The 14,116-nt window shown below is 43.6% G+C and carries 7 protein-coding genes; all 7 read left to right on the top strand.

Features of this window, described 5'->3' with window-relative positions:
* Window positions 1–24: 24 nt before the first annotated feature.
* The 7 genes from A3860_RS28280 to A3860_RS28250 all read left to right on the top strand — a co-directional run bounded on the left by A3860_RS28280 (window position 25) and on the right by A3860_RS28250 (window position 14,092).
* Window positions 25–1,491: a cellulase family glycosylhydrolase gene (locus A3860_RS28280; protein WP_143774300.1), complete on the top strand. Its 1,467-nt coding sequence runs from the start codon at window positions 25–27 to the stop codon at window positions 1,489–1,491.
* A gap of 243 nt (window positions 1,492–1,734) precedes the next feature.
* The gene (locus A3860_RS28275) at window positions 1,735–3,246 is read left to right on the top strand and encodes a family 43 glycosylhydrolase (RefSeq protein ID WP_081152969.1); all 1,512 of its coding nucleotides are present in this window, start codon (window positions 1,735–1,737) and stop codon (window positions 3,244–3,246) included.
* A gap of 55 nt (window positions 3,247–3,301) precedes the next feature.
* A complete protein-coding gene (locus tag A3860_RS28270; protein WP_081152966.1) occupies window positions 3,302–4,897 on the top strand; it encodes a GH39 family glycosyl hydrolase in 1,596 nt (531 codons plus the stop codon).
* Window positions 4,898–4,975: 78 nt separating this feature from the next.
* Window positions 4,976–6,112: an acyltransferase family protein gene (locus A3860_RS28265; protein WP_081152963.1), complete on the top strand. Its 1,137-nt coding sequence runs from the start codon at window positions 4,976–4,978 to the stop codon at window positions 6,110–6,112.
* A 251-nt stretch (window positions 6,113–6,363) separates the two neighbouring features.
* Window positions 6,364–9,222, top strand: a complete 2,859-nt coding sequence (locus tag A3860_RS28260) for a TIM-barrel domain-containing protein (protein WP_081152961.1) — start codon at window positions 6,364–6,366, stop codon at window positions 9,220–9,222.
* A gap of 25 nt (window positions 9,223–9,247) precedes the next feature.
* Entirely contained in the window at window positions 9,248–12,487 is a 3,240-nt protein-coding gene (locus A3860_RS28255) for a SusC/RagA family TonB-linked outer membrane protein (RefSeq protein WP_081152958.1), read from the top strand.
* Window positions 12,488–12,505: 18 nt separating this feature from the next.
* Complete coding sequence (locus A3860_RS28250; protein WP_081152956.1) at window positions 12,506–14,092, top strand: RagB/SusD family nutrient uptake outer membrane protein; 1,587 nt, start codon at window positions 12,506–12,508, stop codon at window positions 14,090–14,092.
* Window positions 14,093–14,116: the final 24 nt, after the last annotated feature.

The raw sequence follows: 14,116 nt of genomic DNA, 5'->3' as shown, positions 1-14,116 counted from the left end.
CTATTAGGAGAAAATTACCTTTCTATGAATACAAAAAGTGATAAGCTCACAAAGGGATTTGCAATGACAGGATTTCTGGTTGCCGTATTGTTTTTTACCGGTTGTCATAAAAGTGGGTCGGCCGCAGCACCGGAACTTTCGGTGTCGCCCGCTGAAATCAATCTTCCGGCCGGCGGAGGTACGGCAGACCTTGCCATTAACGGAAATGCACACTGGAGCGTCAGTAATGCTGCTGCCTGGTTGCAATTAAGTAAAACAACCGGCAATAGCGGCAACAACACGATTCAGGTGACTGCAACGGCCAACACAACCGGCGCTTCGCGCTCAACTGTAGTAACCGTAAGCGCTGATAACGGCCAGGCCCGCAGAGTTACCGTTTCGCAGCTCAGCCAGATCTATCCGTCCTATAATACTTCACCCAAAACCCCTGATTCAACAGGAATGAGTGCCGCTGTGCCACTGGCAGCCAAATTCAAATTGGGATGGAACATTGGGAATACCCTGGAAGCTACAGGCGGAGAAACAGGCTGGGGCAATCCCCTGATCACCGAATCGTATGTAAAAGCTGTAAAACAGTTGGGCTTTACTGCTATTCGCATTCCATGCGCCTGGAATTTACATATTGATAATAGTGCAACTGCGCACATTGATCAAAATTGGGTTAACAGGGTAAAAGAGGTGGTGGGTTATTGTGTAAATAATGGCATGTATGTTATGCTTAATATTCACTGGGACGGTGGCTGGCTCGAAAATAACATCAGTAAACTAAAGCAGGATTCTGTAAGTGCTAAACAAAAAGCATTATGGGAGCAGATCGCTACCGCCATGCGCGACTTTGACGAGCATCTGATGTTTGCAAGCGCTAATGAACCGGCTGCTGATAATGCTGAGGAGATGGGCGTGTTAGCAGTTTATCACCAGACCTTCGTTGATGCTGTACGTTCAACAGGCGGAAAAAACAGCTACCGCGTTCTTATTCTTCAGGGGCCAAGTACATCTATGTCATTGACATACGACCTTATGAATACACTTCCTAAAGATCCGGTGACCAATCGCCTGATGGTTGAAGTGCATAATTATACGCCGGCACAGTTTTGTTTCCTTAACCAGGACGTGAGCTGGGGTAAAATGGCTTACTACTGGGGCAACGGCTATCATTCATCCATTGAGCCTGATCGTAACGCTACCTACGGAGAAGAGAACGACCACATTGCTGACTATAATAAGATGAAAACAAAATTTGTCGATAAAGGGATCCCGGTGCTGATGGGGGAGTATGGCGCCTACAGGCGTGATGGTTCCGCCAATATTCCAAAAGAGCTGGCCCTGCATAACGCTTCGGTGGACTATTGGATAACCTTTACAACGAAAGAAGCACTGGCCCGTGGCATAAAACCTTTCTGGTGGGATACAGGTGGCGCGTTGGACCGGCAGAACAATACGGTAAAGGACCAGCGTACGATCGATGCAATCATCGCAGGGGGCAAATGAAATAAATAAGCCTCGCTTAAAAGCGGTATATATATAATTGAGGTGCATGGAACAGATTGGTTAAAATCATGTAAGGTTTTTAAAATGAAATAGAGGAATAAAAGGATCAGGTATGTCTGAAATATTGAGGTGCCTGGTCCTTTTTGTAAGCCGTAGCAATAACATTTCGCACCCCAATCAGAAACATTTGTTCACCCTGTTGAAACAGCAGCGTGCTAGTTTTGTGGCAATAAAGAAATTGGAATGAATAAGATCATATTAGCTGTTTTACTGATCCTTGTTACAATTAATGCATCTGCACAATATCAAACCAGGGCCGGAGAAACAGGCCCTGGTTATTATTTGAACCCGGTTTTTGCAGGCGATTACCCAGACCCCAGTATATTACGGGATGGCAATGATTATTACATGGTGCATTCGTCATTCGAGTATTATCCCGGTTTGCTGATCTGGCATTCAAAAGACCTGATCAACTGGGAACCGGTAACAAATGCCTTATACAAGTATGTTGGTTCTGTATGGGCGCCCGACCTGGTGAAATATAAAAATAAATACTACATCTATTTCCCGGCCAATAATACCAACTATGTAGTTGCAGCCGATTCAATAAATGGCAAATGGAGTGATCCCGTTGATCTCAAAATTGGCAACATAGACCCTGGCCATGTGGTAGATGAAAATGGAAAGCGGTATTTATTTTTCAGCAATGGCGGATATGTTCCCTTAGCTGACGACGGACTTTCCCTTGCAGGTGAATACAGGCCTTCCTACAGCGGCTTTACGATACCACGGGCATGGTCTATCGAGTGTTTTTGCATGGAAGGCCCCAAACTGGTAAAGCGTGGTGAATATTATTACCTCACCGTTGCAGAGGGAGGAACGGCCGGTCCGGTAACAGGCCACATGGTAATTTCTGCCCGTTCCCGATCACTGGCCGGCCCCTGGGAAAATTCGCCTTATAATCCCATCATCCGCACTACAAATAATAATGAGCAGTGGTGTTCAAAAGGTCACGGTACTATTTTCGAAGACGCGAAGGGAAAATGGTGGATGGTGTACCACGCATATGAAAAAGGGTTTTATAATAAGGGACGCCAGACTTTGCTGCAACCCATTGAATGGACAAAAGACGGCTGGTATAAAATAGCTGCGGGAACAGGTGACAGCAAGCCAATTGAAAAACCCAATGCCGCGGCTTCCGTGCCTGCCTTTACATTGAACGATAATTTTGAAGGCAATAAATTAAAGCCGCACTGGAAATTCTTTGAAGAATACGATACAACAAGATTTCAATTGGTTGATAATAGTATTGTGATAAAAGCGAAAGGGAATGCAGTGGGCAATTCATCCCCCTTGCTTTGCATCCCATCGCACCATTCTTATATAGCCGAAGCAGAGCTGTTGATCGAAGGAAAGGCAACCGGGGGATTAGTGCTTTTTTATAATAACAATGCCTGGTCGGGCATACTGGCCGATAAGGAGAATATTTTGGTAAATCTTCACAGCTGGCAGTTTGCAACAGAAAAGAATGTAATCAACAATCACGTATATCTTCGCCTGAAAAATTTCAACAACACGGTCGATATGTATTACAGCACAGACGGGCTTACCTGGAAAAAGATCGAGAACTCGCTGGAGGTTTCAGGAATGCACCATAATGTGCTCAGCGGATTTTTAAGTTTGCGAATAGGGCTGTGTGCCACAGGCGATGGCAAAGTAACGTTTAAACATTTTAAATACAGTTCAATAAAATAGAAAACGACCTTTCGGTGAACACACTGGAATACAATAGACGATATAATCATTTAGTATGAAAAGGAACAGGATCATTTTATTTGTGCTTACTTCTCTTACTGCAACTTTTGCTTTTGCGCAAAGTAAATCACCTAAAAAGGCCGAGCCAGCCGAAAGGCGCATCAGTATTGATTTCAGCCAGCAAAAAGGCCCTTTGAATACGATGTTCAAAGAATGTGTAGGCGCCGGCAGGGCCAATGAAGGATTGCGGGCCGACTGGCAGCAGCAACTGGCTTACGTAAAAAAAGAATGTGGTTTCAGGTACATTCGCATGCACGGCCTTTTAACAGATGACATGGCCGTTTATAAAGAGGATAGAAATGGAAACCCGGAATACAATTTCATGTATGTAGATGTGCTGTTCGATTTTTTGCAAAGCATCGGTATGAAACCTTTTGTTGAATTGGGATTCATGCCTGGTGGGCTCGCCAGCGGTAATCAAACCATTTTCTGGTGGCGGGGCAATGTTACGCCGCCAAAGAATTACGATAAATGGGCAGGTTTGATCCGTACCCTTACACAACACTTTACCGAACGGTATGGTGTTGAAGAAGTAAAGACCTGGTATTTTGAAGTATGGAATGAACCCAATCTTTCACCAGGCTTCTGGTCGGGTTCACAGCAGGATTATTTCAAATTATACCAGTACACTGCGCAGGCAATTAAAAGCGTAAATAAGGATTACCGGGTGGGCGGTCCGGCTACTGCCGGCGCCGCATGGGAACCTGAACTGATCGATTTTTGCCATAAGAACAAGGTGCCCATTGACTTTATAAGCACCCATGCCTATGGGGTGAAACAGGGATACCTCGATGAGTTTGGCAACTCGGGCACCGTGCTCGATAAAAACCCTGGGAGTGTAAGTGGCGAAGTGCTTGAGTCGCGTAATGAAATTGCCCGGTCGCCAATGCCAAACCTGGAACTGCATTATACCGAATGGAGCGCCTCCTATACGCCTGCCGATCCCATCCATGATAGCTACCACGAAGCAGCGTATGTGCTGCAAAAACTGAAACAGGTTGGCAATGCGGCCAACTCCATGTCGTATTGGGTATTCACCGATATTTTTGAAGAAGCCGGGCCCCGGTTCACGCCCTTTCATGGCGGGTTTGGCATGTTGAGTATCCAGGGCATTAATAAGCCCGTGTTTTATGCATACCAGTTCCTGAACCGGTTAGGAAATATTGAACTGGTGAATAAGGATTCCGCTTCCTGGGTGTGCAGGGATTTACCGGGAAATATCCAGGCGTTGATCTGGGATTTCACCAACACCCACCCGGGCGATTCAGTGCACAACCAGGATTATTATATCCGCGATCTGCCGGCAAAGGCCAAAGGAAAGCTGCAGGTCAATATCGCCAATGTGCCCGAAGGGTCATATGCGCTTGAAATTTATAAGGTCGGTTACCACAATAACGATGCTTATGCAAACTATTTGTCGATGGGAAGGCCGTCACAGCTGAACAGGCAACAGGTAGAACAGATAAAAAAACAAAACGATGGTTCACCGGTTTATAAAGAGATCATTACTGTAAAAAATGGCATTCCTTTTTCAAAAGAATTGGAACTGCGCGAAAACGATGTGTACTTTCTCAATTTGATCAAACTTTAAATTTCTGCTTAGCAACAGGATGTGGAAGGTAGGCAGTAATTGCCATCTGCATTTTATAAGAATTTCATAACGGTAAAAATGACACCAATAAGATATTACAAACCTGAGTTAGACCTGCTTCGCCTTTGTGCATTTCTGTTTGTGTTCTTTACGCACCGGATGGACCTTGCACCAATTGATTCGGGAAAATATTACTGGGGATACCATATTAGTTTGGTGGGCGTTTTTGGCGTACCGCTCTTCTTTTTTCTTAGCGCCTTTTTAATAACAGAATTACTCACCAAAGAACAGGACCAGTTTGGAAAGATCAGTATCAGGGCTTTTTACATAAGACGCATCCTTCGTATTTGGCCATTGTATTTTACCTTCTTTTTTGGAATGGTATTGGTTACGCACTTTTCACACAAATTCGGTTATATTTCACCCGGAACACAACTTGCATTCACTTTGTTTTCCGGAAACTGGTATATTACTTTTAATGACTGGCTTCCGTCTTATCCTATTAATCCGCTTTGGAGTATTTCTGTTGAAGAACAATTATATATTTTACTTCCGTTAGTGGTGTTTTATGCCGGCAAAAGAGGGCTGAAGATTTTTTCATTTCTTGCCCTTCTGCTGGCATACGCAGCTGTTTTTTACTATGCTCAAAACCCCACAAAAGGATTTAGTGGCCAGTGGACAAATAGTTTTGTACATTTTCAATTTTTTGCTGCAGGAATTCTCCTCTCTGTTTATTTAAAAGGGTGGCAACCAAAATGGCACATAGCCTCCAGGATGGTACTATTTACAACCGGATTGGTATGTTGGTTATTAGCCTCCATTGTTTGTGAAATTCATGCCGATGCCCCACACCTTTCAACGATTCCACAAGCTGTTTGCGGCTGGTTGCTGATACTTGCCGGAGTTCTACTGTTTTTTCTTTCCCTGTATGGAACACCGTCAGCATATCTGCCACCTGCGTTAGTGTATCTGGGGCGTATATCTTATGGAATGTATGTGTTTCACATCACCATGTTTTGGTTCGTTTATGAAATATTTAAGGATGAACTGGCGTCTTTTAGTAAAATGATTGGTTTGTTTGACTGGCGTAACGAGGTTGGCTTCATAATCGCTTTCGCGGCCACAGTAATTATCTCACTATTGTCTTATAGATTTTTTGAAAAGCCATTTCTACAGTTGAAAAGGCAATTTACATTCATTCCTTCGAGGGACTAAAATGTCATAAGAATGTTGCCTTAAGTAAGACATTTGTAGCTATTTATGAAACATCCGGGGGCTGATTATGCCCTTTCAGTTACGCCCGCAACGCGATCACTTTTTTGAAGTGACCATGTTGTGGGCTTCTTTTTGCCCTTGAAAATCATGCATCTGTAACAAATCATACCATAATCTGTAACATTTTGGACCCTTGTTTTACACCGCACGACGATAGCTTTACACTATCCGTTTAACGATTGATTGTTTATATGAAATTACGAACACTGCTGTTTGGCTTATTCAATGTTGTTATCATTAATACATTATTGGCAGCAACTCCCCCTGCTTACAAAACAACGCCCAATGGCGTAATAATTTATACCGATCCGCTTGTTACCGGTACATCCAACGCCGTTAAGCTGGAGGTGATCACAGACAATATTATAAGAGTGATTGCAGCTCCGGAAAAAGAGATCACCCCAACTGAAAGTTTAATCACCGTTTATACAAAAAGGCCCGACGTTTTCTGGAACGTGATTCCCACTAAAGAAAGCATAACAGTAAAAACAAAAAAGTTGACTGCTGTTGTTGACCTGAAAACAGGCGCCGTTTCTTTCCGGGACTCGAAAGGTGAAAAAATACTGGCTGAAAAACAGCCATTGGGCCGGCATTTCGGGCCTGTGGTATTTGACGGAAAAAGATACTACAATCTTACTCAATCATTTCAAACAACCGCAGATGATGCATGGTATGGATTAGGCCAGCACCAGGACGGAATATATAATTATAGAGGTCAGCAGGTTAGTTTTTTTCAAAACAATACCGAAGTGGCCATTCCTTTTTTAGTGTCACCCAAAAATTACGGCATCCTTTGGGATAATTATTCACTTACAACGGCTGGCGATACCAGGCCGCTTCACCAGCTTGCTGCTTTACAGCTTTATTCAAAAAAAGGAGAGGCCGGATGGCTTACGGCCTCCTATGCCAACAACAAACTGCAACCACAGGAAGTAATTACCGAAAGAGCCGAGACGAGCATCGATATGCCGTTTTTAGGTGATTCAAAGATCAACCTTCCTGCTATATTTACACCTGCAACCGGCCTCGTAACCTGGGAAGGCAGCCTGGCCAGTAATCTCTCGGGCCTTCATCAATTCCGGTTTACATTTGGCGGCTCGCTGAAAGTTTGGCTCGGTGGAAACCTTGTTCTGGACCACTGGCGAAAAGCATGGAACCCTGCGCCTGCTTTGCTTTCCTGCAATTTTAAAAAGGGAGAAAAAATACCTGTCAAAATTGAATGGACCCCTGAAGGCGGCGAATCCTATTGTTCGTTGAAATGGCAGGAACCATTGAGCGCAACGGAGCAAAACAGTTTCAGTTTTTCTTCCGAAGCAGGTCAGCAAATTGACTATTATTTTATCTATGGCAACAACATGGATGAAGTGATCTCCGGATATCGTGATCTTACCGGCAAGGCGCCCATCGTTCCAAAATGGGCATTGGGTTTCTGGCAAAGCCGCGAGCGGTATAAAACACAGAATGAAATACTCACCACCATTGATGAATTCCGTAAAAGACAAATCCCGATAGATAATATTGTATTGGACTGGAGCTACTGGCGCGAAGCCGAATGGGGCAGCCAGGATTTTGATGAAAAACGTTTTCCTGCTCCCGATAGTATGATCGATGTGCTGCATAAAAAGTACAACACGCAGATCATGATCTCGGTATGGCCGAAATTTTACGAAGGCATCTCAACCTACAATGAATTCAACAAAAAGGGGTGGCTCTATAAAAGGAACATAGCCGACCGGCAAAGAGATTGGATAGGACAGGGATATATTTCCTCTTTTTACGACGCGTTCAACCCCGAAGCCAGGAAAGGATTCTGGAATTTGATCAGCAATAAAATTTACAGCAAAGGCATCGATGCCTGGTGGGTAGACGCCAGCGAACCCGATATTCTTTCTAATGTAAGTCCCGAAAAAAGGAAAGCGCAAATGTCGCCTACTGCATTAGGTCCTTCAGCAGAATACCTCAATGCGTATCCCTTACAGAATGCAAAAGGATTTTATGAAGGACAGCGGTCGGTAGACCCCAACAAGCGGGTGTTCTTACTCACCCGTTCGGGTTTTGCAGGTTCCCAACGTTATGCTGCATCGATATGGAGCGGCGACATTGGGAGTACATGGCAGGATATGAAAAATCAAATTGCCGCCGGCGTTAATTTTTCTATGTCGGGACTTCCTTACTGGACGATGGACATTGGCGGTTTTGTGGTGCCGGAAAAATTTGAAAAACCCAACGCAGAAAGCCTGGAAGAATGGCGGGAGCTGAATGCACGCTGGTACCAGTTTGGCGCATTTGTTCCTTTATTCCGTTCGCATGGGCAGTTTCCCTACCGCGAGATCTTTAACATAGCTCCTGATGATCATGCCGCTTACAAAAGTTTCCTATACTACGATAAATTGCGATATCGCCTGATGCCTTATATCTATTCATTGGCAGGCGCCGCTTATCACGAGAATTACACGATCATGCGCGGGCTGGTAATGGATTTTGCAAAAGACACGGCGGTTTTGAACATCGGTGATCAGTACCTGTTCGGGCCTTCGTTGCTTGTAAATCCTGTTTACCAATACAAACAACGCAACCGTGAACTGTATTTGCCAAAATGCGCAGGCTGGTACGATCTGTATTCGGGCAAATGGTATACCGGCGGCCAAAAAATAAATGCGGAAGCTTCATACGAACGCATGCCTGTGTTTGTAAAAGCAGGTTCCATCATTCCTTTTGGACCCGGGTTGCAGTATACCTCAGAAAAACCGGCTGATACCATAACATTGAATGTATACACCGGCGCAGATGCTTCTTTCAATTTGTATGAAGATGAAGGCGCCAACTATAATTATGAGAAAGGTGCATTCACCATCATTCCGGTAAAGTATAATGAAGCCGCAAAAACTATTACAATAGGCGACCGTAAAGGCACTTTTAATGGAATGCTGCCAAAAAGAACGTTTCGCATCAATGTGATAACACCTAATGAAGCAAAGCATTTGGAATTTGATGCCAAATGCGATAAGGAAATAATGTATGAAGGGAAGAAACTAACAATAAAAATCTAGTCAAAGTCACGTTAAATATATACATATGAAATCAACCAAAACGATTCGCTTGCGATCATTACTGCTATGGGGAATATTATCGGTATTCCTCTCGGGCACAAGTGCTTTTGCGCAAACAGCAAAGGTTACCGGTACAGTGTTATCTAAACGTTCAGGTGAGCCCATTGTGGGCGCTACCATTACGGTGAAAAAAACGAGCCGCTCCGCCGTTTCAGACATGAACGGAAAGTTTGCTATCAATGCAGATGCCGGCGAAGTACTGGTGGTGTCTTCCATTAGTTTTACCACCCAGGAAGTAAACGTGGGTTCCGGAGAAATAAGAATTCTTTTGCAGGAAGCCGACAATTCACTGGAAAATGTAATTGTGATCGGTTACGGTACCCAAAAGAAAAAATTAGTTACAGGCGCTACTTCCCAGGTAAAAGGGGAAGACCTTGCCAAATTAAACACAACAAATGCTTTACAGGCATTGCAGGGGCAGGCAGCCGGTGTTAACATAACCTCTACTTCAGGGCAACCCGGCGGCGGTTTTAAAGTACTTATCCGCGGCGCCGGAACTATCGGGAATCCAAATCCACTGTATGTTGTGGACGGGGTTCTCACCGGCGACATTACCTACTTAAACAATTCAGATATTGCTTCGGTCGATATCCTGAAAGATGCTGCATCGTGTGCCATCTATGGTGTTAATGGTGCAAACGGTGTTGTATTAATTACTACCCGCAATGGAAAATCAGGTAAAAAAGACGGGCAAATTTCAATTGATGCTTATTACGGTGTTCAAAACATTGCCCGTAAACTGCCTTTGCTGAATGCTGAACAATATGCTACCATACAAAATGAAGCAGCCATTAATAGTGGTAAAGCACCGCTCTTCACGCAGGCTCAAATTGACGATTTAGCCAAAGGGAGCAGCATTTTGCAGGCTCACGGAACCGACTGGTTGCACCAGCTGTTTTCTTCCAATGTGCCGATCCAGAATATCAATGTATCAGCTAATGGCGGATCTGACGTATCATCTTATTCGTTGGGCGGGTCATATACTGAACAGGGTGGCATCATTGGCGGTGCAAACCTGTCAGATTATAAACGTATCAACTTTAAAGCAAACTCTGAACGTAAAATGTACGGCGGCGCATTGAAAGTAGGTGAAAATCTCACTTTTTCTATGATCGATCAAAAAGGAGTAGCCGACGGCGGATTGTATTCGGGTAACGTGTTGGCCGGCGCCATAGGTACAAGCCCCTTATTGGCGATGTACGATGCAAAAGGCAATTACCTGAGCAGTCTCAATTCAACTATATATAATGGCGGAAGTTGGAATAACACCGAAGCCAACCCGTATGCGTTGATGAAATACAATAATCAGAATGCTACCAAAACGCAAAGAGTGCTGGGAAACGTTTATGCAGAGCTTGAGCCCATCAAAAACTTAAGAATAAGGTCAACCTTCGGTTTGGATTATTCTTCATCGGCAAATCATAGCTACAGGCCTGCATATGATAAGTTGTCGATATATGCTTATAACCTTTATGAAAACATTAGCCAGGGCGGATCTCAGGGATACACCTGGAACTTTGATAATACGATCAACTATCTTTTCAAGGTTAAAGAGCACAGTTTTGATGTGTTGGCCGGTACTTCAATCAGAAAAGCTCAGGGAACATGGATAAACGGAAGTAATACAGGAGCTACGCTGTTCAGTTCTTTTGATCGTGGCTATCTGACTAATTCCATGGTAACCGGTTATACAATGAGTGCAGATACTTCCGCAGCCAACAGGCAAACCCTCACTAATAGCATATCGCTTAACGGAAATGCCAATGCTGTATACGCCCTGTCTTCATTCTTCGGCCGGGTGAATTACAGTTTCAAAGAAAAATATTTAGCTACTGCTGTTTTCCGTGCTGATATGTCTACCATGTTTGCTCCCGGTTTTCGTCAATGGGGATATTTTCCATCGCTTTCTGCCGGTTGGGTAGCCAGCAATGAAGATTTCATGGCATCAACCCATACCTGGTTGAACTTCCTGAAACTAAGAGCAGGCTGGGGTACTAATGGTAATGATCGTATTGATGCCTTTAACTACCTGTCTTTAATTTCCTTATCTAATGCCCGGTACAATTTTGGTAATGATAATACTACTTTAACTCAGGGGGCATTTCCTCAAACAATTGGTGTTATAGACACCAGATGGGAAAGTTCTCATCAAACCAATATCGGTTTTGACGCAAGGTTCCTGAATAATAAATTAGACGTGAGCCTTGACTGGTACAACAAATCCACGAAAGACTGGTTGGTTCAGGCGCCTTTGTTGGCAACTACTGGTGTTCCCAATGCTCCATACATCAATGGCGGACTTGTTACCAATAAAGGAATAGAGCTTCAGTTGGCTTATAACGGAAATGTTGGCCGCGATTTTACCTATACCGTTTCGGGTTCTTATGCCTACAATAAAAATGTGGTGAACAATATTCCAACTGCCGATGGCATCATTCACGGCGGTACAAACAGTTTATTTGTTAATGGTCCTGAATTTTTCCGTGCTGCTGCCGGAAATCCTATTGGTTATTTCTGGGGTTATAAAACTGCAGGAATTTTTCAGAATACCGCCGATGTTCAGGCATGGAATGGTAAAAACGGATTACTTCAGCCGAATGCACAACCCGGTGACCTGAAATTGGTAGATTTAAATGGTGATGGAGTAATTGATGCGAAAGATAAGACCAATATCGGTGATCCCAATCCGCATCATATTTTTGGTATCCGGTTTTCAGCCAACTACAAAAACTTTGATCTTTCTGTTACAACCAATGGCGTAGCAGGTAATAAAATTGTTCAGTCTTACCGTAGTCCGGGTCAATGGGCTAACTATACAACTGATATTCTTAGCCGTTGGCATGGTGAGGGAACTTCGAATAAAATGCCCCGCATCACGCAGAACAGTTCTAACTGGGTAGAATTTTCAGATCTCTATATTCATGATGGAAGCTATTTAAGAGTTTCAAACATTACCCTCGGATACGACGTGGCTAAACTTATAAAATGGAAATATTTAAGTCAGTTCCGCTTATACGTAGCTGCACAAAATCTGATCACTTTTACAAAATACAGTGGTATGGATCCTGAGGTTGGTGCTTCCGCTCCGGATGGAACCGGCAACGGCGCCACTGCTAATAATCCTCATTCTTTTGGCCAGGGTGTTGATAATGGATTTTATCCCCGCCCCAGAGTGTACATGGCAGGTGTGAATATTAATTTTTAATTGAGAAAAAGAAAAATCATGAAAAGATATAGAGTTGTCATTATTGCAGTTGTTGCAATAATAACATTTAATTCGTGTAAAAAATTTGTTACAACCGAATTGACTGATGCCAAGCAGACCACTGTGTCCTATTATAAAACGCCTTCTCAAGCATATACTGCCCTGACAGGTTGTTACAATGGGCTCGATCAGATCTATAACAATGATGCGATCCCTTCTTTGCTGGAAGTTTTCTCTGACAACAGTTTTGGCGGCACGGGAACTTTCGACGGGTACGGATGGGCAATGATGGATGAATTTGATAAATCAGTTTCTCCTTCTGATATTTCGGTGCATTCTGGAGGCTGGAAAGCGTATTACCAAACCATTTACCGCTGTAATGTATTGTTGCAAAATATTGATAAGGTGGCATGGGGCGACAGTACTGCATTAAAAACAAAATATGCTGCCGAAGCGAAATTCATTCGTGCTTACTGTTATTTAGATCTGGTTCGGTTGTTCGAAAATGTTCCCCTGGTAATAACACCTACCCTTGCCAATGTGCCACAAGCCAGTCCTGATGAAACGTTTAATCAAATCATGACTGACTTACGTGAGGCCTCGGATAGTCTTCCTTCAGCTTCGTACAAAAGTGTACCCAGTGGAAGAATAACCAAATGGGCTGCGGAATCTTTATTGGCGCGTGCCTATCTGTACTATGCTGGTTTGTATGGGAAAACTACTATTGCCAAGGAAACAGCAGCTACTGCTTTAGCAGCAGTAGAAGATGTAATTGCCCATAGCGGACATTCATTGGTAAGCGATTTCAACACTTTATGGCCGGCACCTTCAACAGCAAAAAGTGTTGCTTATGCAGGTGAAGACAATCCGGAAGTGGTATTTGCAATTAAGTATTCTTCAACAGATAACTGGTCTGCAGATGCTACCGGAAACAGGTGGATGGTAATGGAAGGAATACGTTCACAGAGTATCTATCCTTACCAGGCTGGCTGGGGTGCATGTACTGTTGATCCTAAATTTTGGAACCTTTATGCATCAACGGATACACGCCGTTTTGCTACCATCACTTCTATAGCTGACGAAAATCTTGCTTACACTAAATCAAGTGACTGTCGCGAATACACAGGATATTTTATGAAAAAATATTCGATGCTGTGTGACAAGAGCGGAACTTCTATTGTTTCCAATTTTCAAACCGGACAGTACCAGGATTTTTTCGCCATTCGCTATTCAGATGTTTTGCTGATGGCTGCAGAATTGGGAAGTCCCAACGCTGTAAGTTATTACAATCTGGTACACCATAGAGCTGATCCTTCAGCTGCTCCTGCTACTGCTGTATCTAAAGCGGATATTTTAGCAGAACGCAGGTTGGAATTTGCGGGTGAAGGTCTACGCTATTGGGATTTATTGCGCCAGGGTATTGATGTGGCAGCTTCCACAATTGCTGCCAATACAACTGTTTCATTATTCCAGGATGGTACTGCAAATCCACCGTCTGCTTCAAAATTGCAGGCAAACATTAAAGCAACCCGCGGGTTTCAGCAAATACCTAACGACCAAATTACTTTAGCGTCAGGTACCCTGAAGCAAAATGCCGGCTGGTAATAGATATGTCTTAACCAAAAAATA

Origin of the sequence: Niastella vici, from assembly GCF_002077945.1 — a bacterium.
Classification (GTDB): domain Bacteria; phylum Bacteroidota; class Bacteroidia; order Chitinophagales; family Chitinophagaceae; genus Niastella; species Niastella vici.
The sequence above is the reverse complement of the archived record's forward strand: the minus strand, read 5'-3'. Positions and strand labels throughout refer to the sequence as shown.

Coding starts and splice junctions, on each gene's coding strand:
- A3860_RS28255 (WP_081152958.1), top strand. CDS start 9,248: ATGAAATCAACCAAAACGATTCGCTTGCGATCATTACTGCTATGGGGA.
- A3860_RS28250 (WP_081152956.1), top strand. CDS start 12,506: ATGAAAAGATATAGAGTTGTCATTATTGCAGTTGTTGCAATAATAACA.
- A3860_RS28270 (WP_081152966.1), top strand. CDS start 3,302: ATGAAAAGGAACAGGATCATTTTATTTGTGCTTACTTCTCTTACTGCA.
- A3860_RS28275 (WP_081152969.1), top strand. CDS start 1,735: ATGAATAAGATCATATTAGCTGTTTTACTGATCCTTGTTACAATTAAT.
- A3860_RS28280 (WP_143774300.1), top strand. CDS start 25: ATGAATACAAAAAGTGATAAGCTCACAAAGGGATTTGCAATGACAGGA.
- A3860_RS28265 (WP_081152963.1), top strand. CDS start 4,976: ATGACACCAATAAGATATTACAAACCTGAGTTAGACCTGCTTCGCCTT.
- A3860_RS28260 (WP_081152961.1), top strand. CDS start 6,364: ATGAAATTACGAACACTGCTGTTTGGCTTATTCAATGTTGTTATCATT.